This window comes from Nonomuraea sp. NPDC049646, assembly GCF_044465525.1.
GTDB lineage: Bacteria > Actinomycetota > Actinomycetes > Streptosporangiales > Streptosporangiaceae > Nonomuraea.
The window spans coordinates 39,304-60,991 of record NZ_JBITLU010000001.1; the positions used below are offsets into that span (position 1 = coordinate 39,304).

Sequence of the window (21,688 nt, forward strand, 5' to 3'; positions counted from 1 at the left end):
AGGAGTGCGGGCGGGTCCGGGTATGACACATCAAATGTCCATCAAGCCGGGCCCAGAGCGTCCCTGACCAGCGACTCGGTCAGCGCGGCCAGCGCCGCCCGGTCCGCGCGCGGGCGTCCGGTGGGCTCGGGGCGTACGGGGGGCAGGAACGTCACCTCGGCCACCAGGTTCCGGGTCGCGACCGCGCGCAGCAGGGAGACCGGCAGGGAGTCCGCGCCGATCCAGGCGGCGCGGGTGGAGGTCGCGCCGCCTTCGCGGTAGCGCAGCGCCACCGGCCGGACGGTCGCGCCCGCCTCGACGGCGGCCTGGAACAGGGCCGGGTGGAAGGCTCCCATGGCCTGCCCGCACCAGGTGGTGCCCTCGGGGTAGGCCAGCACGGCGTCCCCGTCGCGCAGCGCGCCGGCGACGGCGCTGATCGCGGCGGGCAGCCCGGCCGGCCGGTCCTTGTCGATGAACAGCGTGCGGTGGGCCGCGGCCAGCGACCGGACCAGCGGCCACCGTCCGACGTCCCGCTTGGCGAGCTGGCGGGCCGGCGTGAGGGCCGCCATGATCAGCGGGTCGGCCCACGAGATGTGGTTGCTCACCAGCAGGGTGCCGTGGCCGTCCAGGGCGGGGACGCCGCCGGGGACCCGCACCGTGATGCCGAGCGCGCGCACGATCAGGCCCATGGCGCGGCGGCCCAGGCGGCCGCGCAGGGCGCCGGGGCGGCGGGCGGGCATCGCCGACAGCGTCAGGGCGGCTGCCAGGGCCAGGGCGCAGCCCAGGAGGCGGGCGGCCCGGCGCACCGGCCCGGCGGCGGCGACCGGCGGCCGGACGCACGCGTCCGGCGTGCACGGCGACAGCCCCGGCCCGGACGGCGGCCGCTCGTGGCGGTGGTCCTGATCGCGGACGGTCGTCACGACGTGCTCGCGGGTGTGCCCGCCGGCGCCGCGGGATCCGTCCCGTCCGGGCCGCCCGGACCGCCCGCGGCCGCGCCGACGGGGACGCGCGGCGGGTCGCCGGGAGAGCCGCCGCGCGCCCGTCTGCCGCGCAGCAGCCGGGGCGTCCACCAGTTGACGGGCCCGGCCAGGCGCATCACGGCGGGCACGAGCAGCGTGCGGATCAGCGTGCAGTCGACCAGGACGGCCACCGCGATGCCCACGCCGATCATCTTGAGCACGGCCAGGCCGGAGGTGGCCACGGCGGCCATGACGACGGCGAAGATGACGGCGGCCGAGGTGAACAGCCGCCCGGTGTGCTGCAGCCCGGTGGCGACCGCGGTGGCGGTGTCGCCGCGGTCGCGGTACTCCTCGGTGATCCGGGACAGCAGGAAGATCTCGTAGTCCATGGACAGGCCGAAGGCGACGCAGAAGATCAGCGTGGGCATGAGGGCGTCGATGCTGCCGGTGGCGGTGAAGTCGCCGACCAGCCCGCGCAGGTGGCCGTCCTGGAAGACGTGGACCAGGGCGCCGAAGGTGGCGGTGAGGCTGAGCACGTTCATCACCAGGGCCTTGACGGCCAGCACGACGCTGCGGGTCAGCAGCGTCACCATGGCCAGGGTGGCCAGCGCGATCAGCGCCAGGGCCGCGGGCAGCGTGCCGCCGATGCTCTGCCTGAGGTCGTCGAGCTCGGCGCCCGGCCCGGCGAACAGCGCCTGGCCGGGGGCCGGGATCGCGCGCAGGCGCCGGACGAGCTCGCTGTTGGCCACCGAGTACGGCTCGTGCGCGGTGGTGACGAGCAGCCAGGTGCCCGCCTCGCCGGTGAACCGGCGGCCCGCCCCGGGGACGGTGGCCGTACGGCTGTAGGAGCCGCCGGCGGTGTCCACCCGGAGCACGCCGTCGGTGGCGGCCAGGCGCCTGGCGTAGCCGTCCAGCGGGCCCGCGGAGCTCTGCCCGGCCATCCGCAGGTCCGGCAGCACGATCATGGTGCCGCCGACCACCTGCTGCCCGCCGAACTCCGCGCGCAGCGCCTGCGCGGCGCGGGCCGCGGGCGCGTCGGGCGGCAGGATGCGGTCGTCCAGGGTGCCGAAGCGGGCGCCGAGGAACGGCGCGCCCATGGCCAGCAGCAGCGCGGTGGTGGGCACGGCCACCGCCAGCGGGCGGCGCATGACGGCGACCGCCAGGCGGTACCAGGGCCCGTCCTCCACCGGCGGCGCGGAGCGGCGCGCGGCGTTCCACGGGCCGGGCACGGGCAGCCGGTTGACCCGGTCGCCGAGCAGGGTGAGCACGGCCGGGAGCACCACGAGGCTGGCCGCGGCCGCCGTCAGGCTGATCGTCATCCCGCCGACGGCCAGCGAGCGCAGGATGGTGAACGGGAACAGCAGCAGCGCCGACATCGACAGCGCCACGGTGGCCGCCGAGCAGGCCATGGCCCGCCCGGTGGTGCGCATGGTGACGGCGACGGCCTGGGCGGCGTCCTGGCCCTGGGCGAGCTGCTCGCGGAAGCGGGTGACGATGAACAGGCTGAAGTCGACGGCCAGCGCGAAGCCGAGCGCGCTGGAGATGCTCAGCGCGAACACCGAGATCTCCATGACCTCGGTGAGCAGGCGCAGCACGGCCATGGTGGCGATCACCGCCAGCGCGCCGATCAGCACCGGCAGCAGGGCGGCGACCAGGCTGCCGAACACCACGCACAGGATGGCCAGGGTCAGCGGCGCGGCGATCAGCTCGGCGGTGCGCAGGTCGGTCTCGCTGCGGTCCTGCGCCTCGACGCGCACCTGGGCCTCGCCCGTGGCGGTCAGCGACAGGGGGCCGTAGCTGCCGTGCAGGGAGTCCATGATCCGGCGGGCGGCGGCGTTGCGGGCGGCGTTGTCGCCGCTCAGGTGGGCCAGGACGACCGCCGCGCGCCCGTCGCCGCTGCGCAGCCTGGGCTCGTGGCCGCGCCAGTACGACGTGACCCGCCACACGCCCGGGTCGGCCGAGACGCGTTCGGTGAGCCGCGTCCCGGCGGCGTCGATCTCGGGGTCGTCGACCGGGCGTGCGGCGCGGGCGATCAGGACCAGGTCGGCGTTGCCCGCGTGGAAGGCGTCCTGGAGGATGTCGTCCGCGCGCAGGGACTGCGATCCGAGCGGCACGATGTCGCCCAGCACGAGCCGGTCGTGCACGTCCAGGCCGGCCACGAGCGAGACGGCGAACGTGACGGCCGCGCCCCAGAGCACGACCCGTCGCGGCCACCTCCGCCCACGGCCGGACGGCGGCGAATTGCCCCACATCGGTGAATCCTTACGTCGAGTAACGGTCGGTCGAGGCCGCCGCGCGCGCTCCCCCGCGGCGCGGGCCTGTGTGTTCGGGCCTGTGTTTACGGCCTGTGTTTTCGGCCTGTGCGGTCAGTCGAGGCCCGCGCGTACGCGTTCCTCGGCGGCGCGGGCCAGGGCGGCCCGTCCGCGCGGCCCGCGGCCGGGGGCGGGCGGCGGCAGGAGCGGGGTGAGCCGCACCTCGGCCCGCAGCAGCCGCGTCCCGGCCACCCGGACGACGGACCCGGCCACCGAGTCCTCCCCCACCCAGCTCCCCCGGCTCGACGGGCTCGGACCCTCGTAGTAGCGCAGGACGGCCGGGCACACCGCCGCCCCCGCGTCGATCGCCGCCTGGAAGACCGCGGGCCGGAACGTGCCGACCTCGCGCCCGCAGGACGTGGTGCCCTCCGGGAAGACGGCGACCGCCTCCCCGGCCAGCAGGGCGTCGCGGATCAGGCCGACCGCGGCGGGCAGCGTGGACAGGCGTTCCCTGTCGATGAACACCGCCCCGCAGGCCGCGCCGAGCGTCCCGATGAGCGGCCACCGGCGCACCTCCCGCTTGGCCAGCAGGCGGCAGGGCAGCGCGGCCAGCATGACCAGCGGGTCGAGCAGCGAGACGTGGTTGGCCACGACGAGCACCCCGGCCGCCTCCCCCGCGAGGTCGGCCGGACCGGCGACCTCGACCCGGACGCCGAGCGCGCGCAGCAGCAGCCGGGCCGCCGCCTGCGCGGTCCTGGCCCGCCAGCGCCTCGGCGCGGCTCCCATGACGAGGAAGGCGGGCAGCGCGGCCAGCAGCACCAGCAGGGCGGCGCACAAGCGGGCCGCGCGGCGCGTCCGTCCGGCGGCGACGGCCTCCTCCGGCAGGCACGCGCGCACCGAGCACGGCGCCCGCGCCAGCCACGGGTTGATCTCCACGCGCCGGCCGGGGCGTGCGACATGCCGCCACGTCGCCCGCCCCCGCCCCACCCCGGCAGGCGCCCCTACGGACGACCCTGCGGGCGGCACGGCGGGTGACACGGCCGGTGACACGGCGAACGGCACCACGGGCGGCGTGGCGGACGGCACAGCGGACGGCACGGCGGTCGGCGCTGCGGGTGGAGTCGGATGGGACACGCGGGACTCCCAGACGGTGATCGGCGGGCCGGCCCGAGCGGCGCTAACGGCAGCGCGAGACGACGGCGGGCGGCAGGTCGCGCCTGACCGGCCCCGGAACGTGGACCGTTCCAAGGCTCACGCGCGCCTGGCCCAGGAAGGCCCGGCGCGGGCAGGGTGCGGCGGCGAGGATCCGGCGCGGGTGGCGGCGCGCCGGGCCGGGTGGCGTACCGGTGCCCTGGCGCCGGGACGGGCGGGTATGGGGCGGATGTGAGATTTGCGACTGCACGATCATGAGCGTCCCGAATTCGGAGCGGGCTCGGCACCGGCGGCCCTGACCGCGGGGTGACAAGCGGATGATGATCCTGTTGATGCAGGTTAAGCGCCATCCGGCGGAGAGCGCGGAATTTGCGCCACGTGTCGCCCGACCTTGGCAGAACACTCCACAAGCCGTCCCGGCTCATGACCTGAGCCCCATAACCTGACAAGGTGATCTACGCGAAGACGCCCCTCACCCCCGAGATCCGTGCCGCCGTCTCCCGGGCCTGGGGCGCCGAAGGAGAGGGCGAGCGGCTGCACGGCGGGGAGGAGTCGGCCGCCTACCGCCTCGGCGACCACGTCGTCCGGGTGGGCCCGGCCGCGCGCGGGGTGACCGAGTCGGAGTGGTGCCACGCCGTCGCCCGGCACGCCGCCACCACGCTCCCCGAGGCCGTCGCCCCGCTGGCCATCGCGGGCGGCGCGACGGTGGTCGTCGTGGCGGGGCGGCCGATCTCCTGCTGGCCCTACGTCGAGGGCGACTGGCCAGACTCCGACGTCCCGGCGCAGCGGGAGGCGGGCGCGCGGCTGCTGGCCAGGCTCCACCGCGCGCTGGCCGGGCTGCGTCCCGGCCCGCGTCCGGTGCCCGCCTTCCAGGAGTCCGGCCTGTACGGCGACCCGCCCCCGGACGCCGCCGCCCTGCACGACCCGGTCCTCGACCGCTGGCTGGCGGCCTTCCACGCCGGGCACCCCGTACGCCACCCGCTGCACGGCGACTACTACACCGGCAACACCCTGGCCAGGGACGGCCGCATCGTCGCCGTCCTCGACTGGGACGAGACCTTCGTCGGCGCCCCCGAGCTGGAGCTGGCCGCCGCCGCGCTGGAGTGGGGCGACGACCTGACCGGGCCCAGCAAGGAGTTCGTGGCCGCCTACCACGAGGAGGGCGGCACGGCGGCCCCCCTCGACGACGAGTCGCTCGCCCAGCTCGTCCGGCACAAGCTGCGCAGGGAGCACGCCTACTTCCGCAAGGCCGCCGCGGCGGGCGTGCCGCACGACGAGGAGGACCTCGACTACCACCGGGCCCGGGTCGAGCTGTTCCACCGGCTGCGCCCCTGACCCGGGCGGCCCGGGTCAGAAGTAGCGCAGCCAGACGTACACCCAGGCCAGGGCCGTGCTGCCCAGGGTGACGACGATGCCGTACCGGGTGAACTGCCAGAACGAGATCGGGTTCCCGGTGCGGGCGGCGATCCCGAGGGCCACGACGTTGGCGCTGGCGGCGACCGCGGTGCCGTTGCCGCCGAAGTCGGCGCCGAAGGCGAAGGCCCACCACAGCGCCTGCCCGGTGGACGCGTCCGGTGCGGCGGCGGCCAGCTCCTCCACCACCGGCGCCATCGTCGCCACGTACGGGATGTTGTCGAAGAACGCCCCCAGCACGCTGGAGCCGAACAGCAGCGAGGTGGCCGCGGCGAAGTAGTTGTCGCCGAACAGGTCGATGGTGGCGCGGCCGATGGTCTCCATGGTCCCGGTGTGCACCAGCCCGGCGACCATGACGAACAGCCCGGCGAAGAACACCAGCGTGGGCCATTCGACCTCGCGCAGCACGTCCCCGAGCTCGACCCGGCAGACCAGCAGCATGACCCCCGCGCCGACCAGGGCGATGATCGAGGGCGCCAGATGCAGGACGGAGTGCAGCGCGAACGCCGTCACCACCGCGGCCAGCACCGTCATCGACCGCGCCAGCAGCGCGGGGTCGGTGATGGCGCGCCGCTCCTGCAACGCCATCACCTTGGCGACGTGCTCGGCGTTGTAGTGGAACGACCGGCGGAACAGCGGGTAGGTGAGCAGCACGAACACCCCGAAGATCACCACGACCGCGGGCGCCATGTGGACGAGGAAGTCGTTGAACGTCAGCCCCGCCCGGCTGCCGATGATGATGTTCGGCGGGTCGCCGATCAGCGTCGCCGCCCCGCCGATGTTGGAGGCCAGCACCTCGGCGATCAGGTACGGCTGCGCCGGGATGCGCAGCCGTCCGCACACCATCACCGTCACCGGCGCGACCAGCATGATCGTCGTGACGTTGTCCAGGAACGGCGAGGCCACGGCGGTGATGGCCATCAGCATCGCCATCAGCCGGTACGGCCGCCCCCGCGAGCGTTTGGCCGCCCAGATCGCCAGGTAGTCGAACAGCCCGGTCTGCTTGATCACCCCCACGATGATCATCATGCCGAGCAGCAGGAAGATGACGTTCCAGTCGATGCCCGCGTGCCCTGAGGAGAACACCTCCTCCCCCGGTGTCAGCCCCAGCACGGTCATCAGGCCGGCCGCCACCAGGACGACCTTGACCTTGTCGGCCTTCTCGGTGGCGATGAAGAAGAACGCCACCACGAAGATGGCCATGGCCAGGATCGCGCTCATGCGGATCAGTCCGGAAGGCTCGTGATGGCCAGGCTGGTCAGCAGGCGTTCCAGAGTGATCGCCCCCGTGAGGGTGGCGTCCGCGCCGAGGACGGCGACCAGCGGGCTGCGCGTGCGGGCCATCAGCGCCGCCACCTCCAGGAGGGTCGCGTCCGGCGGCACGGTGACGGGCCGGGCGGGCGGCCTGGGCAGGCAGTCGCCGACCGTCAGGTGGGCGAGCTCCTGCCAGAACAGCTCGGCGTCGCTCTCGTCGAGGGTGCGGGCCAGGGCCTGGTCCTCCTGGTACGTGCCGGGGATGGCCAGCCGCAGCACCTGGGTGCCCGGCAGCACGGTCGCCGGCCTGCCCCGCTCGTCCACCACGATGAGCCCGGGCAGCCGGTTGACCACCATCAGGCGCACGGCGCGTCCCACGGAGTCGCGGGCCGTCACGGTCGGCAGGGTGACGGCGATGTCCTGTGCTCGCATGGCACCGTCCACGGTGGTCGGAGTGGCGGGGTGACGACGGTTCGCGCCGGTTCGGGGCACGGTCGTATGACGGATCTTGATGGGGAGCCTCCAGCGGGGGCATGGGCGAAGGTCACAAAGGCGGCGGGGGCGGCTCAGGCGCCCGGCCCCGGCCACGGGACGGCGGCCGGCCCCCGGCGCGGCCCGCGCGTCGAATGGCCCCGGGGGACGGACCGCGACCCGCGGGCGGGCAGGAGGAGAAGCGGTCCTGCCGCCGCGGCTCGGAGAAGGTCCGTGCCACGCATCGCCCACCTCCTTACGGTCCGTCCCTGTTTTCCGGGGAGACCATGCCATCACCGCGCGGGGGGCCGCGCCCATCGGGTCCGGCCCCCATATCGGGTGGGGGCGCGACCGTATCCGGGCCGGGTCAGTGGACAGCGCGGGCGGCGAACGCCCAGGCTGGAGGCATGAGAGACGCCGTCGCCACCGCGCCGGAGCCGCCTGGCCGCACCCCGGCCCAGGCGTTGTTCCGCCGCCTGTTCGTCATCAACGCGCTGGTCTTCGCCGCGGGCACGTTCGTGCTGGCGCTGTCCCCCGCGACGGTCTCCTCCCCGGTGCTGCTGACCGAGGTCCCGGTGCTGCTCATCGGCCTGGCGCTGATCCTGGCGGCGAACGCGTTCCTGGTGCGGGCCAGCCTGGCCCCGCTGACCTCCCTGACCGCCCTCATGCGGCGGGTGGACCTGCTGCACACCCACGACCGGCTGCCCGCCGGCAACCGCGACCTGCGCAGCGTCACCGACACCTTCAACCAGATGCTCGACCGGCTGGAGGAGGAGCGCAGCGTGGCCAGCGCCCAGGCCCTGGCCGCCCAGGAGGCCGAGCGCGGCCGCATCGCCCGCGAGCTGCACGACGAGATCGGCCAGAGCCTCACCGTCGCGCTCCTGGCGCTCAAGCGGGTGCGCGACCGGGCGCCCGCCGAGCTGGCCGGCGAGCTCGGCCACGCCCAGGAGGCGATCAGGACCAGCCTGGACGAGGTGCGCCAGGTCGCCCACCGGCTGCGTCCCGGCGTCCTGGAGGACCTCGGGCTGACCAGCGCACTCACCGCGCTGGCCGCCGACCTGTCGCAGACCGGCACGGTCGAGGTCACGCGTAGACTGGCGCCGGGGCTGCCGCCGCTCAGCTCCGAGGTCGAGCTGGTGCTCTACCGCATCGCCCAGGAGAGCCTGACCAACGTCGCCCGCCACGCCGAGGCCACCAGGGCGACGCTCACGCTGACGCCCGACGACGGCGACCTGGTCCTGCGCGTCACCGACGACGGCCGGGGCGGCATCGGCGAGCCGGGCGCCGGCATCCGCGGCATGCACGAGCGCGCCCTGCTCATCGGGGCCCGCCTGAGCGTGCACTCGCCGCCCGGCGGCGGCACCGAGATCGTCCTCACCGTCCCCGGCGCGGCCAAGGAGAACGCCCGATGACCCGCATCCTGCTCGCCGACGACCACGCGCTCGTCCGCCAGGGCGTCCGCCTGATCCTCGACGCCGAGCCCGACCTGACCGTGGTCGCCGAGGCGGCCGACGGGGCCGAGGCGGTCGAGGCCGTCCGCACCCACGACATCGACCTGGTCGTCCTGGACATCGCCATGCCGCGCATGACCGGCCTGCAGGCCGCGCGGGAGATCTCCCGCCGCCGGCCCGGCATCCGCCTGCTGATGTTGTCGATGTACGACAACGAGCAGTACTTCTTCGCCGCGCTGAAGGCCGGGGCCTGCGGCTACGTGCTGAAGTCGGTGGCCGACCGCGACCTCATCGAGGCGTGCCGGGCGGCGATGCGCGGCGAGCCGTTCCTCTACCCCGGGGCGGTCACCGCGCTGATCCGCGACTACCTCCACCGCCACCGGCACGGCGACCCGCTGCCCGACAGCCTGCTGACCGCCCGCGAGGAGGAGATCGTCAAGCTCATCGCCGAGGGCCACTCCACCAAGGCCATCGCCGACACCCTGGTCATCAGCCCCAAGACCGTCGACCGCCACCGCAGCAACATCCTGGCCAAACTCGGCCTCAACGACCGGCTCGACCTGACCCGCTACGCCATCCGCGCCGGCCTGATCGAACCCTGACCTCGGCGGACGGCCGCGCCCCCGGGTCCCGCGGTCCCGGCGGCCCGGCCGGATGGAGCCCGCGGGCACAGTTCCATGAGACGATCGAGATCATGATGGGTCCGTTGGGCGCGAGCAGTGACGTCCTCCACGCCTCCCTTTCGTCCTGTTGTGCTCCGGCACGGGCCGCCGCCGACCCTGCCGCCGATCCCGTCGCCGTGCCGGTCGTGTGCTGAGCATGGCCGCGGACACCGTCGCGTCCTGGGGCGCGCTCACCGGTCAGGAGGCCCGCGGCCTCGTCTCCCGCATCGAGGGGCTGCGTCCGCGGCGCGGTCCCGGCGACGGGGGCGAGGTCCCCGCGGCCGACGTCGACGTCGTCGAGGGGCTGGGCCCGGCGGCGGCCGGCGTGGCGGCGGCCTGGCTGCGCGAGCGGCCCTCCCCGGCCCTGCGGCGCACGCGGCTGCGGGTGCTGGCCTCCTACCTGCGGTGGCTGCGCGGGCAGGATCCCGGCGGCGACGTGCTGGGGGCCGGGTCGCAGGTCGACGCCTACTGCCTGGCGGCGCTCACCGCCGGCCTGGCGCCGTCCGGCCGGCCGCTGGCCCGCGCGACGGTGATCCGCAGGCGGGCCGTGCTGGCCTCGTTCTACGCCTTCGCCGGACGGCACGGGCCGGCTCTCCCGGCGCCGGCCGCCCACCCGCCCACCCCGGCCGAGCGGCGGCTGCTGCGCGGCGGGGTCGCCGTGCTGGCCGAGGAAGGGCGCTTAGCCGAGGCCGTGGCCGTCGGGCTGCTGGAGTCCACGGGCGCCTCCGTCGACGCGCTGGCCCGGCTGACCCCGTGCGACGTGCACCTGGCAGGCGCCGGCGACCCCGTGCTGATCACCCTGCACGACGGGCGGGGCGACATCGTCGCCTTCCCGCTGGCCCCCTACCTGCGCCGCCCGCTGCGCCGCCTGTGCGGCGACCGGCCCGCCGACCACCCGCTGCTCACCGGCGAGGCGGGCCGGCGGGTCGACCTGGCCTGGACGCGGGCCGCGCTCACCGACGCCGCGCTCGCCGCCGGCCTGCCCCGGCCGCGGGCCGAGGGCCTGCACCCGCACCTGCTGCGCGCCCTGACGGTGACCGAGCTCGGCGGGTCACCCACGCGAGCGTGACGACGACGGCCCCGGGGCCACGACGAGCCCCGGGGCCGCTGCGGGGTCACGGCCCGGCACCGGCGCGGTGGACGCCGTCCGGCGGTGACGGCGCCGCCGCCGGTCCGGCCGGGTTCAGGCGGCCCCGGTGAGGCGGCGGCGGAACACCCAGTACGTCCACGCCTGGTAGCCCAGCACCAGGGGCGTGAGGACGGCCGCGACCCAGGTCATCACCGTCAGCGTGTACGGGCTGGAGGCCGCGTTGGTGACGGTGAGGCTGTTGGCCGGGTCCAGGGCGGGCATGACGTTCGGGAACAGGCCGGTGAAGATGGCGGCCACCAGGGCGACCACGGCGACCGCGCTGGCGGTGAAGGCCCAACCGTCACGGCCGCGCACGGTCGCGGCCACCGCGCCGGCCAGGCCGAGCGCGACCAGCGCCACGGCGGCCCACCGCAGCGCGCCGCCGCCGCCGGACAGCAGCAGGAACGCCATCACGACCAGGAACGCCGCCGGGGAGATGCTCTTGGCCATCCGGCCGGCGGCCAGGCGCAGGTCGCCGGTGGTGCGCAGGGCCAGGAAGACCGCGCCGTGCAGGGTGAACAGCAGCAGCGTGGCCAGCCCGCCGAGCAGCGCGAACGGGTTGAGCAGGGTCAGCAGCGTGCCGGTGTACTCGTGCTCGGCGTTCAGCGGCACGCCGCGCACGATGTTGGCGAAGGCCACCCCCCACAGGAAGGCCGGGACGAGCGAGCCCCAGAACAGCGCCCGGTCCCAGCCGCGCGTGCTGTCGCTCTTGCTGCGGTACTCCAGGGCCACGCCGCGGGCGATGAGCGCCAGCAGGATGAGGAACAGCGGCAGGTAGAAGCCGCTGAACAGGGTGGCGTACCACTCGGGGAAGGCGGCGAAGGTCGCGCCGCCGGCCACCAGCAGCCATACCTCGTTGCCGTCCCACACCGGGCCGATGGTCTTCAGGACGGCCCGCCGGTCGGCCTCCTCGCGGCTCAGGACGGGCATCAGGATGCCGACGCCGAAGTCGAAGCCCTCCAGCAGGAAGTAGCCGGTCCACAGCACGGCGATCAGGACGAACCAGACGTTTTCCATGATTTCCTCAGTAGCTCAGCGCGGGGACGGCGGTCTCGGGCTCGTCCTGCTCGTTCGGCCCGATCCGGATGAACTTGACCAGCAGCCGGATCTCGATGATCGCGAGCACGGCGTAGGCCAGGGTGAAGCCGACCAGCGTGATGGCCACCGAGGGGACGTCCGCCGTCGGCGATACGGCGTAGGCGGTGCGCATCAGCCCGAAGACGGTCCACGGCTGGCGGCCCATCTCGGTGAAGATCCAGCCCATGCTGTTGGCCAGGAACGGCAGGCCGATCCCGGCGATGGCCAGCCGGTAGGCCCACCGGCCCGCGGGCAGCCGGCCGCGCCTGGTCAGCCAGAGCCCGGCCAGGGCGAGCAGCGCCGACAGCATGCCGAACCCGATCATCAGCCGGAAGGACCAGTAGGCCAGGCCGACGATCGGCCGGTAGTCGCCGGGGCCGTACAGGGCCTCGTAGCGGGCCTGGATGTCGTTGATGCCCTCGACCTCGCCGTCCAGGGTGTTGGTGGACAGCAGGCTCAGGCCGTAGGGGATCTGCAGGTTGACGTGGTTGCGGCCGTTCTCGACGTCGCCGATGGCGAACAGGGAGAAGCCGGCGGAGGTCTCGTCCTCCCACAGGGCCTCGGCGGCGGCCATCTTCATCGGCTGCTGCTCGGTCATGATCTGGGCCTGCCAGTGGCCGGAGAACGACACCCCGACCGCCGAGACGAGGCTGACGGCCAGCGCCAGCCGGGCCGAGGTGCGGAAGAGGGAGACGTCCCGCTTGCGCAGCAGGAACCAGGCGCTGACGCCCAGCACGAACGCGGCCGCGGTCAGGAACGCGCCGAACAGCACGTGCGGGAAGGTGACCAGCGTGGTCGAGTTGGTCAGGACGGCCCAGATGTCGGTCAGCTCGGCGCGGCCGTTGTTGATCCGGTAGCCGACGGGGTGCTGCATCCAGGAGTTGGCCGCCAGGATGAAGTAGGCCGAGATGTTGGTGCCGATGGCGGCCAGCCAGATCGTGGCCAGGTGCAGCCGGGGCGACAGCCGGTCCCAGCCGAAGATCCACAGGCCGAGGAAGGTGGACTCCAGGAAGAAGGCCATCAGCCCTTCCATGGCCAGGGGCGCCCCGAACACGTCGCCGACGAAGCGGGAGTAGTCACTCCAGTTCATCCCGAACTGGAACTCCTGCACGATGCCCGTCACCACGCCCATGGCGAAGTTGATCAGGAACAGGCGGCCCCAGAACCGGGTCAGCCGCAGGTACTCCGGCTTCTTCGTCCGGTGCCACGCCGTCTGCAGACCGGCCACGATGATCGACAGGCCGATCGTGAGCGGCACGAAGAGGAAGTGGTAGACGGTCGTGATGCCGAACTGCCACCGGGAGAGATCCAGGACATCCATGCAGGCCAGGCTCCTCTTCCCGGCCGCCGCGCCGTAGGGCCGTGCGTCCCGGGGGCGAGGGACGTTGGTCCCATGAAGGGGCGAAAGACCCTGTCCGGGGTACGTGGTGCTGGATACCTTCGACGCGCATGGGGACGCAGAGGCAGGAGAAGACAGTGACAGCGACCGGCGACTTCGGCCACCGCATCCAGTACCACCGGCAGCGGCTGGGGCTCACCGTCGAGCAGGTGGCGGAGCGGGCGGACATGTCCGCCGGCTACCTGCGGTACATGGAGGAGCACGTGGACATCCCGGACCGGGGAACCCTGACCCGCCTGGCCGACGCGCTCGGGACCACCGGCCAGGATCTGCTGGGCGGCGGGCGCGACCGTCCGCCGGGCGTCGGGCCCGCGATGGCCGAGCCCGTCCTGGAGGTCCTCGACCGGGAGGAGTGCCTGCGCCTGATCGCGCCCGGCGGCATCGGCCGGATCGCGTTCAACGGCTCGCACGGGCCGACGGTGCTGCCCGTCAACTTCCGCGTGCACGACGGCGCCGTCGTCTTCCGCACCGCCGCGGGCGGCCCGCTCGACCAGGATCTGCGGACCGGCCTGGAGGGCGTCGAGGTCATGGTGGGCTTCGAGGTGGACCGGATCGACGAGGCCCGGCGGCAGGGGTGGAGCGTGCTCGTGCAGGGGCCCGCCCACCACGTGACCCCCGACGAGCAGGACGGATCGGACGTCACCCCGTGGGCGGGCGGCGACCGGCGGCTGCACATCCGGATCGTCCCCCACCACGTCACCGGCCGGCGCATCCACTCCATGTGAGGGCCGGGCCGGGAGCTAGAGACGCGGCCGGACCACCGCCACCGGGCAGGCCGCGTGGTGCAGCACCCCGTGGCCGACCGAGCCCAGCACGGCCGAGGCGAACCCGCCGAGCCCGCGCGAGCCCACCACCGCCAGGTCGGCCGTCCCGGCGGCGCGGACCAGGGCCGAGACCGGGTGCTCGCACGGCTGTTCCTCGGTGATGACCAGGTCGGGATCGGCCTGCCGCCACGGGACGACGTGCCCGTCCGCCTGGCGGTCGGCGTCCTGCATGACCTCGATGAGGCTGCCGTAGGCGGCGGCGTACGGCGAGGCGACCGGGATCTGCCAGGCCGAGACCACGTGCAGCCGCGCCCGGCGCGCCCTGGCCTGCTCGACGGCGTAGTCCATGGCCGCCCGCGCGTGCCCGGAGCCGTCGAAGCCGACCACCACCCGGTCGTGCCGCCCCTGCGGCGGCGTCCGGACGACGACGACCGGGCCGTCGGCGTGCCCGGCCACGGCGACGCTCACCGACCCGGCCAGCATGCCGGTGAACCCGCCGAGCCCGCGCGAGCCCAGCACCAGGCTGTCGGCCGCCGACGACTCCGCGACCAGGGTGTCCACGACGTTCCCGGTGAGCGTCTCCGTCGTCACCCCGGGCGGCCCCGTCCGCGCCGCCAGGGCGGCGGCGGCCTCCAGCGCGCGGGCGGGGACGTCCGTCCCGCCGGGCCGGCGCACGTGCACGATCCGCAGGTCCAGCCCGCGCCGCGCGGCGTCGGCCGCCGCCCATCCCACCGCCGCGGTCGCGGGCGCGGATCCGTCCACCGCCACCACGATCTGACCGCCCATCACGCCTCTCCTTCCCGGGCTCCTCGCGCCCTCAGGTCCGCGGCCGGGCCGCCGTCGTCCCCGGGACGACCGGCGCACAGGACGCCGGGCCGTCCGCGCAGGGGACGTCGCCGACCGGCCTGATCAGCTGTCCGCGCCGGTCCAGCCGGATCTCGACGCGGGCCGTGCTCTCCTGGGCGGCCGTGACCGGGCCGGCCGCCACCAGCGCCGCGCCGGCGGCGGCCAGCAGCGCCACCGCCACCCTGGCGACGCTCATCCGGGTGCCCCTCCCCCTTCGGCGGGCGCCGGTCAGCGCGCCCGGACGGGCACGCGCCGCCGGTAGACGACGTAGGGCCGCCACAGGTACGCCACCGGCGCCGACCACACGTGCACCAGCCGGGTGAACGGCCAGATGGCCGCCAGCAGCCAGGCCGACATGGCGTGCAACTGGAACAGCAGCGGCACGTCGGCCATCAGCCGCGGGTCGGGACGGAAGGTCAGCACGCCCCGGAACCAGACGGCGATCGTGGCCCGGTAGTCGTAGCCGCCGCCGAGCAGGTTGCTGCCCACCGTCGCGGCCATGCCGAGCGCGATCACCACGGCCAGCACGGTGAACAGCACCTTGTCGGCGCGGGTGGTGGTGCGCCGCACCCGCGGGCTGGTCAGGCGCCGGGCCAGCAGCAGCGTCAGGCCCGCGACGACCATGACCCCGGCCGCGGTCCCGGCGCTGACCGACACCAGGTGGTAGAGGTGCTCGTCCACGCCGACGGCCGCGGTCCAGCTCTTGGGGACGAGCAGGCCGAGCACGTGACCGCCGATGGCCGCGAACGCGCCCAGGTGGAACAGCGGCGAGCCGAGCCGCAGCAGCCTGCTCTCCAGCACCTGCGTGGTCCGGGTGGTCCAGCCGAACTGGTCCACCCGCCAGCGCCAGACGTGCCCGGCGACGAAGATCGTCAAAGCGACATAGGGGACGATCGCCCAGAGCACGACGCTCACGGCCGTACCTCACTCTCGTTCAGCGGCGGCCCGTACGGGGCCAGGCCGACCTCCTCGGCGGGCGGGCCGGCCAGGGCGAGGTCGGCCACTGCGGCCCGCTCGGCCTCCGACATGCCGGGCAGCACCGCGCACAGGGCGTCCAGCACGAGCGCGTACGGCGAGCCGGCCTCGTGCAGGGCGGTGCGGATGAGCTCCAGCCCCTTGCGGTGCTGGCGCAGCGGCGCCTCGCCCACGTCCGGCCCGGCCAGCGCGGCGAACTCGCACACCACGGGCAGGAAGTCGGGCAGCTCGCCGTCGGGCGGGGTGAGCCCGGCCACGCGGTAGCGCTGCTTGAGCGTCAGCAGGGCCATGCCCCGGCGGCGGGTGTCGCCGTGCAGGTAGTAGGTGAGGTAGAGGCTGGACCTGCGGCGCAGGTCGAAGGTCTCGACGTAGTGGCGGGCCAGCGGCATCGGCTGCCGGTCGCCGAACCACCACAGGAACTGCTCCAGCGCCTGGCGCGGATGCCCGTCGGGCAGCGCGGCGACGGCCTCGCGCAGCTCGGGGCGGGCGGCCAGCAGCCCGGCGTCCGGGTACTGCAGCAGCAGCGAGACCAGCCGGAGCAGCGCGGCGCGGTCCTGCGGCCGTTCGACGACGGCGTCGGGGGCGGGCAGCAGTCTCATGACGCCGGTCCCTTTCCGGTGAACAGCTTCAGGCCCAGGCGTCCGTCGCTGCGGCGGCCGGTCACGCCGGTCGGGTGGAACTCGCTCATCCCGGGGCCGCCGTCGCCGTCCAGGCTGCATCCGGCGGCCTGGGCCGACAGCGCGGCGGCGTCCTCGCGGTGGGCGGCGGGCACGACGTAGCGCTCCTCGTACTTGGCGACGGCCAGCAGGCGGTACATCTCCTCCATGTCCCGGGCCGTCATCCCGGCCGACTCCAGCAGGTCCCCGGCCACGGTGCCGTCGAGGGTGCGGGCCCGCATGTAGCCGCGCATCGCCGACAGCTTCATCAGCACCCCGGCCACCACCTCGGTGTCCCCGGCGCTGAACAGCCCGGCCAGGTACTCCAGCGGGATGCGCAGGTCGGTGATGGCGTGGAAGACGTTGTCGGGGTCGTCGGCGTCCGCGCCGGCCCCGGTCACGGCGTCCAGCACCGGCGACAGCGGCGGGATGTACCAGACCATCGGCAGCGTGCGGTACTCCGGGTGCAGCGGCAGCGCCACCCGGTAGCGCATGACCAGCCGGTAGATCGGCGAGCGCCGCGCGGCCTCGATCCAGTCCTCGCTGATCCCGCCGGCCCGCGCGGCGGCGGCCACCTGCGGGTCGTCGGGGTCGAGGAAGACCTTGCGCTGGGCCTCCAGCAGGTCGCGCGGGTCGGGCACGCGGGCGGCGGCGAGCACGGCGTCGGCGTCGTACAGGACGAGCCCGATGTAGCGCAGCCGGCCCACGCAGGTCTCGGCGCACACGGTCGGCTGTCCCGCCTCGATGCGGGGGAAGCAGAACGTGCACTTCTCGGCCTTGCCGGTCTTGTGGTTGACGTACACCTTCTTGTACGGGCACGACGAGACGCACATGCGCCAGCCGCGGCAGCGGTCCTGGTCGACCAGGACGATGCCGTCCTCCTCCCGCTTGTACATCGCGCCGGAGGGGCAGGCGGCCACGCACGCCGGGTTGAGGCAGTGCTCGCAGATGCGTGGCAGGTGGAACATGAAGGTCTGGTCGAACTCCATGCGCACCTTCTCGGCCATGGCCGCCAGGTTGGGGTCGCCGTGGGCGTGCTCGGGGGCGCCGCCGAGGTCGTCCTCCCAGTTCGCGCCCCACGTGATGTTCATGTCCTTGCCGGTGATGGCCGACTTGGGACGGATGACCGGCACGTGCGGCCCGGCGGGGGCGTTGAGCAGGGTGTCGTAGTCGTAGGTGGCCGGCTCGTAGTAGTCGTCCAGGTCCGGCAGGTCGGGGTTGGAGAACAGGCTGAGCAGCCGCTTGACCCGGCCGCCCGCCCGCAGCTTGAGCCGGCCGCGCCCGTCGAGCTGCCAGCCGCCGTGCCAGCGTTCCTGGTCCTCGTACCGCTTGGGGTAGCCGACGCCGGGCTTGGTCTCGACGTTGTTGAACCAGACGTACTCGACGCCGTCCCGGTTCGTCCAGGTCTGCTTGCAGGTGACGGAACAGGTGTGGCAGCCGATGCACTTGTCCAGGTTCATCACCATGGCGACCTGTGCCATGACGCGCATCAGTAGGTCACCTCCTGGCCGCGGCGGCGGATCACCGTGATCTCGTCACGCTGGTTGCCGGTCGGCCCGTAGTAGTTGAAGGCGTAGGTGAACTGCGCGTACCCGCCGATGAGGTGGCTGGGCTTGAGCAGCAGCCGGGTGAGGGAGTTGTGCACGCCGCCGCGCCGGCCCGACCGCTCGGTGAGCGGGACGTTCACGTTGCGGTCCTTGGCGTGGTACATGTACACGGTCCCGGCCGGCATCCGGTGGGAGACGACCGCCCTGGCCACCACCACGCCGTTGCGGTTGTACGCCTCGATCCAGTCGTTGTCGGCGGCCCCGATCGAGGCGGCGTCCTCGACGCTCATCCAGATCGTCGGCCCGCCCCGCGACAGGGCCAGCATGTAGGCGTTGTCCTGGTACTCCGAGTGGATCGACCACTTCGAGTGCGGCGTCAGGTACCGCACGGTGACCTCGGCGCCCTGCCCGTCAGCCTGCCCGTCGCGCTGGTCGCCGTGGTGGCGGCGCAGGTCCAGCGGCGGCCGGTAGGCCGGAAGCTGCTCGCCCAGCTCGATGATCCAGTCGTGGTCGAGGAAGAACTGCTGCCGGCCGGTCAGGGTGTGCCACGGTTTGTCGCGTTCGACGTTGATGACGAAGGCGGAGTAGCGGCGCCCGCCGGTCTCCGAGCCGGACCACTCGGGCGAGGTGATCACCGGCTGCGGTCTCGACCGCGTGTCGGCGAACGTGATGCGCCTGCCCTCGTGCTCGGCGGCCAGGTCGGCGAGCCTGGTCCCGGTGCGCTTCTCCATGGTCTCGAAGCCCTGGGTGGCCAGGCGGCCGTTGGTGGTGCCGGACAGCGCGAGGATGGCCTCGCACATCCGGTCGGCGGTGCCGAGAGAGATGTGGCCCTCGGGGGTCTCGCCGTTCTGCTCGCGCAGGTAGTCCAGCTCGGGGCCCACCCGGTAGGTGATCCCCTTGGTGGTCAGGCCCAGGTCGGCGAACAGCGGCCCGATCCCGCGCACGCGCTCGGCGACGGCGCCGTAGTCGCGCTCGACCGTGACGATCTTGGGCATCGTCCGGCCCGGGACGGGCTCGCACTCGCCGTGCTTCCAGTCACGCACCCGGCCGCCCGGCTGGGCCAGCTCGTCCGGGGTGTCGTGGGTGAGCGGGACGGCCAGCACGTCGGTCCGCCGGCCCAGATGGCGGGCGGCCAGCTCGGAGAAGGCGTCGGCCAGCCCGAGGAAGGCGTCGTGGTCGGACCTGGTCTGCCAGGGCGGGGCGATGGCCGGGTTGAAGGCGTGCACGAACGGGTGCATGTCGGTGCTGGACAGGTCGTGCTTCTCGTACCAGGTGGCGGCGGGCAGGACCACGTCGGAGAACAGCGCCGTGGACGTCATCCGGAAGTCGATCGTCGTCAGCAGGTCGAGCTTGCCCTCGGCGGCGTTCTCCCGCCAGGTCACCTCGGCCGGGCGCAGCCCCTCGGGCGTCTCCTCGTTGCGCGCCTCGGCGTCGGCGCCGAGCAGGTGGCGCAGGAAGTACTCGTTGCCCTTGCCGGACGAGCCGAGCAGGTTGGCCCGCCACACGGTCAGCACCCGCGGGAAGTTGGCCGGGTCGCCCGGGTCCTCGGCGGCGAAGCGCAACCGCCCGGCCTTCAGCTCCTCCACCACGTACTCGGCCACCGGGACGCCGCGCGCGGCGGCCTCGTCGGCGAGCTTGAGCGGGTTGCGGTCGAACGTCGGGTGCGAGGGCAGCCAGCCCAGCCGGGCCGCCTGGGCGTTGCAGTCGGCGAACGAGCGGCCCGCGAACCTGCCCTCGCCCAGCGGGCTGGCCAGCTCGCCGGCCCCGATGCGCTCGTAACGCCACTGGTCGGTGGCCAGGTACCAGAACGCGGTGCCGGCCATGTGCCGGGTCGGGCGCTGCCAGTCGAAGCCGAAGGCCAGGTGCTGGAAGCCGGTGACCGGGCGGACCTTCTCCTGGCCCACGTAGTGCGCCCAGCCGCCGCCGTTGACGCCCTGGCAGCCGGTCAGCAGCACCAGCGTCAGGAACGAGCGGTAGATCTGGTCGGAGTGGAACCAGTGGTTGGTGCCGGCGCCCATCGCGATCATCGACCGGCCCCGGGTGCGCTCGGCGTTGCGGGCGAACTCGCGGGCGATCCTGGCGATCGTGGCGGCCGGCACCGAGGTGATCTCCTCCGCCCAGGCCGGGGTGTAGGGCTGCGTGGCGTCCTCGTAGCTCGCCGGCCATTCGCCGGGCAGGTCGCGGGCCACGCCGTACTGGGCCATGAGCAGGTCGAACACCGTCGTGACGAGCTTGCCGCCCATCTCGGTGACCGGGACGCCGCGGCGCATGACCGAGCCGCCCTCGGTAGGGCCCTCGTCGAAGCGCGGCAGGTCCACCTCGACCGCGCGCCCGGACCGGCCGAGCAGGGTCAGCGCGGGGACGGCGCCGTCCAGGTCGAGGTTCCAGCGGCCCTCGCCCTCCTGGCCCCAGCGGTGGCCGAGCGAGCCGTTCGGCACCTGCGCCGCGCCGGTCGTCTCGTCCAGGAAGACGGTCTTGAACTCGGCGTTCTCGCTCTCCTGGCCCAGGTCGGCGGCGGTCAGGAAGCGGCGCGGCACGTACGCGTCGCCGCGCGGCTCCAGCGTCACCAGGAACGGCAGGTCGGTGTACTTGCGCACGTAGTCGGTGAAGTAGGGCACCTGGCGGTCGCGGAAGAACTCGGTCAGCGTCACGTGGCCCATCGCCATGGCCAGGGCGCCGTCGGTGCCGGGGTGCGGCGCGAGCCAGTCGTCGGCGAACTTGACGTTGTCGGCGTAGTCCGGGCTGACCGCGACGACCTTGGTGCCCTGGTAGCGCGCCTCGGTCATGAAGTGGGCGTCCGGGGTGCGGGTGACCGGGATGTTGGAGCCCCACATGATCAGGTAGCGGGAGTTCCACCAGTCGGCCGCCTCGGGCACGTCGGTCTGGTCGCCCCACACCTGCGGCGAGGCGATCGGCAGGTCGGCGTACCAGTCGTAGAACGACAGCAGCGTGCCGCCGATCATCGACAGGAAGCGGGTGCCGGCCGCGAACGAGGCCATCGACATCGCCGGGATCGGCGAGAAGCCCACCACCCGGTCGGGGCCGTGGTCCTTGATGGTGTGCACGTGGGCGGCGGCCATGAGCTCCAGGACCTCCTCCCAGCTCGACCGGACGAACCCACCCTTGCCGCGGGCCCGCTTGTAGGCCCGCGCGCGCTCCGGGTCACCGGTCAGCTCCGCCCACGCCAGCACGGGGTCGCCCAGCCTGGCCTTGGCCTCGCGCCACATCTCCAGCAGCACCCCGCGCACGTACGGGTAGCGCACCCGCGAGGGAGAGTAGGTGTACCAGGAGAAGGACGCGCCACGGGGACAGCCGCGCGGCTCGTACTCGGGCGACTCCGGGCCGACCGACGGGTAGTCGGTGGCCTGGTGCTCCCACGTGATCAGGCCGTCCTTGACGAACACCTGCCAGGAGCACGAGCCCGTGCAGTTCACGCCGTGCGTCGAGCGCACCACCTTGTCGTGCGCCCACCGGTCCCGGTAGAAGCGGTCCCAGGCGCCGGGATCCACCTGGTGCAGGGTGCGGCCGTCGGCCGACACCTCCGCCCTGGTGAAGAACTTCCTGGCCGCCAGCAACGGCCCCATGCCCGGGATCGCGTCTATGTCGCTCACAACTCTTCCCCTGCCACAACGGTCATGGATCCAGGCTGGTGGGCGGGCATGCGCTCCCGGCAGGGACCAAAGTCCCTTCGTACCGGCCGATG

At 73.9% G+C, this 21,688-nt stretch carries 18 protein-coding genes; 5 read left to right on the top strand and 13 right to left on the bottom strand.

Annotated elements, in window-relative coordinates:
* Window positions 1–41 precede the first annotated feature (41 nt).
* The 3 genes from ACIBQ8_RS00205 to ACIBQ8_RS00215 form a co-directional block, all read right to left on the bottom strand.
* On the bottom strand, window positions 42–899 hold the full coding sequence (locus ACIBQ8_RS00205; RefSeq protein WP_397190549.1) for a lysophospholipid acyltransferase family protein: 858 nt from the start codon (window positions 897–899) through the stop codon (window positions 42–44).
* A complete protein-coding gene (locus ACIBQ8_RS00210) occupies window positions 896–3,136 on the bottom strand; it encodes an MMPL family transporter (RefSeq protein WP_397190550.1) in 2,241 nt (746 codons plus the stop codon). Before ACIBQ8_RS00210 ends, ACIBQ8_RS00205 begins: the two co-directional genes overlap by 4 nt.
* Before the next feature lie 168 nt (window positions 3,137–3,304).
* Window positions 3,305–4,126, bottom strand: coding sequence for a lysophospholipid acyltransferase family protein (locus ACIBQ8_RS00215; RefSeq protein ID WP_397190551.1), 822 nt, complete (start codon window positions 4,124–4,126; stop codon window positions 3,305–3,307).
* Between the two features lie 666 nt (window positions 4,127–4,792).
* Here ACIBQ8_RS00215 and ACIBQ8_RS00220 point away from each other — a divergent pair.
* Window positions 4,793–5,677: a phosphotransferase enzyme family protein gene (locus ACIBQ8_RS00220; RefSeq protein ID WP_397190552.1), complete on the top strand. Its 885-nt coding sequence runs from the start codon at window positions 4,793–4,795 to the stop codon at window positions 5,675–5,677.
* Between the two features lie 15 nt (window positions 5,678–5,692).
* On the opposite strand, the gene ACIBQ8_RS00225 is transcribed toward ACIBQ8_RS00220, so the two are convergent.
* Window positions 5,693–6,976, bottom strand: a complete 1,284-nt coding sequence (locus ACIBQ8_RS00225; RefSeq protein WP_397167738.1) for an SLC13 family permease — start codon at window positions 6,974–6,976, stop codon at window positions 5,693–5,695.
* A 5-nt stretch (window positions 6,977–6,981) separates the two neighbouring features.
* Entirely contained in the window at window positions 6,982–7,440 is a 459-nt protein-coding gene (locus ACIBQ8_RS00230) for a CBS domain-containing protein (protein WP_397167740.1), read from the bottom strand.
* A gap of 446 nt (window positions 7,441–7,886) precedes the next feature.
* On the opposite strand from ACIBQ8_RS00230, the gene ACIBQ8_RS00235 reads away from it, so the two are divergent.
* The 3 genes from ACIBQ8_RS00235 (at window position 7,887) to ACIBQ8_RS00245 (ending at window position 10,661) form a co-directional block, all read left to right on the top strand.
* Window positions 7,887–8,891 (top strand): histidine kinase, encoded by a 1,005-nt coding sequence (locus ACIBQ8_RS00235; protein WP_397167742.1) that lies wholly within the window; start codon window positions 7,887–7,889, stop codon window positions 8,889–8,891.
* A complete protein-coding gene (locus ACIBQ8_RS00240; RefSeq protein ID WP_352351471.1) occupies window positions 8,888–9,532 on the top strand; it encodes a response regulator transcription factor in 645 nt (214 codons plus the stop codon). Before ACIBQ8_RS00235 ends, ACIBQ8_RS00240 begins: the two co-directional genes overlap by 4 nt.
* 217 nt (window positions 9,533–9,749) lie before the next feature.
* Window positions 9,750–10,661, top strand: a complete 912-nt coding sequence (locus ACIBQ8_RS00245) for a hypothetical protein (protein ID WP_397190553.1) — start codon at window positions 9,750–9,752, stop codon at window positions 10,659–10,661.
* 114 nt (window positions 10,662–10,775) lie between these two features.
* On the opposite strand, the gene cydB is transcribed toward ACIBQ8_RS00245, so the two are convergent.
* Window positions 10,776–11,738 (bottom strand): cytochrome d ubiquinol oxidase subunit II, encoded by a 963-nt coding sequence (gene cydB, locus ACIBQ8_RS00250; RefSeq protein WP_397190554.1) that lies wholly within the window; start codon window positions 11,736–11,738, stop codon window positions 10,776–10,778.
* A gap of 7 nt (window positions 11,739–11,745) precedes the next feature.
* Window positions 11,746–13,119 (bottom strand): cytochrome ubiquinol oxidase subunit I, encoded by a 1,374-nt coding sequence (locus ACIBQ8_RS00255; protein ID WP_397167747.1) that lies wholly within the window; start codon window positions 13,117–13,119, stop codon window positions 11,746–11,748.
* Between the two features lie 155 nt (window positions 13,120–13,274).
* Between ACIBQ8_RS00255 and ACIBQ8_RS00260 the strand changes: the two genes are divergently transcribed.
* A complete protein-coding gene (locus tag ACIBQ8_RS00260) occupies window positions 13,275–13,922 on the top strand; it encodes a pyridoxamine 5'-phosphate oxidase family protein (RefSeq protein ID WP_397167749.1) in 648 nt (215 codons plus the stop codon).
* Between the two features lie 15 nt (window positions 13,923–13,937).
* Here the strand turns inward: ACIBQ8_RS00260 and ACIBQ8_RS00265 are convergent, their stop codons facing one another.
* Genes ACIBQ8_RS00265 through ACIBQ8_RS00290 form a run of 6 tightly spaced genes read right to left on the bottom strand, consistent with a single transcriptional unit; the run spans window position 13,938 to window position 21,569 of the window.
* Complete coding sequence (locus tag ACIBQ8_RS00265) at window positions 13,938–14,747, bottom strand: universal stress protein (protein ID WP_397167751.1); 810 nt, start codon at window positions 14,745–14,747, stop codon at window positions 13,938–13,940.
* A 31-nt stretch (window positions 14,748–14,778) separates the two neighbouring features.
* Window positions 14,779–15,003, bottom strand: a complete 225-nt coding sequence (locus tag ACIBQ8_RS00270; RefSeq protein ID WP_397167753.1) for a hypothetical protein — start codon at window positions 15,001–15,003, stop codon at window positions 14,779–14,781.
* Window positions 15,004–15,035: 32 nt separating this feature from the next.
* Window positions 15,036–15,722 carry a respiratory nitrate reductase subunit gamma gene (gene narI / locus ACIBQ8_RS00275; protein ID WP_397190555.1) on the bottom strand — a complete coding sequence of 229 codons (687 nt, stop codon included), beginning with the start codon at window positions 15,720–15,722 and terminating at the stop codon, window positions 15,036–15,038.
* Window positions 15,719–16,381 (bottom strand): nitrate reductase molybdenum cofactor assembly chaperone, encoded by a 663-nt coding sequence (gene narJ / locus ACIBQ8_RS00280; protein ID WP_397190556.1) that lies wholly within the window; start codon window positions 16,379–16,381, stop codon window positions 15,719–15,721. Before narJ ends, narI begins: the two co-directional genes overlap by 4 nt.
* Window positions 16,378–17,928 (bottom strand): nitrate reductase subunit beta, encoded by a 1,551-nt coding sequence (narH, locus tag ACIBQ8_RS00285; RefSeq protein WP_397167758.1) that lies wholly within the window; start codon window positions 17,926–17,928, stop codon window positions 16,378–16,380. Before narH ends, narJ begins: the two co-directional genes overlap by 4 nt.
* Entirely contained in the window at window positions 17,928–21,569 is a 3,642-nt protein-coding gene (locus ACIBQ8_RS00290; RefSeq protein WP_397191107.1) for a nitrate reductase subunit alpha, read from the bottom strand. The genes narH and ACIBQ8_RS00290 overlap by 1 nt, the downstream gene beginning before the upstream one ends.
* Between the last annotated feature and the right edge of the window lie 119 nt (window positions 21,570–21,688).

Bases quoted from the DNA above. Each gene is read 5' to 3' on its own strand.
- ACIBQ8_RS00225 (WP_397167738.1), bottom strand. From the start codon at position 6,976: ATGAGCGCGATCCTGGCCATGGCCATCTTCGTGGTGGCGTTCTTCTTC.
- narJ (WP_397190556.1), bottom strand. From the start codon at position 16,381: ATGAGACTGCTGCCCGCCCCCGACGCCGTCGTCGAACGGCCGCAGGAC.
- ACIBQ8_RS00230 (WP_397167740.1), bottom strand. From the start codon at position 7,440: ATGCGAGCACAGGACATCGCCGTCACCCTGCCGACCGTGACGGCCCGC.
- ACIBQ8_RS00290 (WP_397191107.1), bottom strand. From the start codon at position 21,569: ATGGGGCCGTTGCTGGCGGCCAGGAAGTTCTTCACCAGGGCGGAGGTG.
- ACIBQ8_RS00245 (WP_397190553.1), top strand. From the start codon at position 9,750: ATGGCCGCGGACACCGTCGCGTCCTGGGGCGCGCTCACCGGTCAGGAG.
- ACIBQ8_RS00265 (WP_397167751.1), bottom strand. From the start codon at position 14,747: ATGGGCGGTCAGATCGTGGTGGCGGTGGACGGATCCGCGCCCGCGACC.
- narH (WP_397167758.1), bottom strand. From the start codon at position 17,928: ATGCGCGTCATGGCACAGGTCGCCATGGTGATGAACCTGGACAAGTGC.
- cydB (WP_397190554.1), bottom strand. From the start codon at position 11,738: ATGGAAAACGTCTGGTTCGTCCTGATCGCCGTGCTGTGGACCGGCTAC.
- ACIBQ8_RS00235 (WP_397167742.1), top strand. From the start codon at position 7,887: ATGAGAGACGCCGTCGCCACCGCGCCGGAGCCGCCTGGCCGCACCCCG.
- ACIBQ8_RS00240 (WP_352351471.1), top strand. From the start codon at position 8,888: ATGACCCGCATCCTGCTCGCCGACGACCACGCGCTCGTCCGCCAGGGC.
- ACIBQ8_RS00255 (WP_397167747.1), bottom strand. From the start codon at position 13,119: ATGGATGTCCTGGATCTCTCCCGGTGGCAGTTCGGCATCACGACCGTC.
- ACIBQ8_RS00270 (WP_397167753.1), bottom strand. From the start codon at position 15,003: ATGAGCGTCGCCAGGGTGGCGGTGGCGCTGCTGGCCGCCGCCGGCGCG.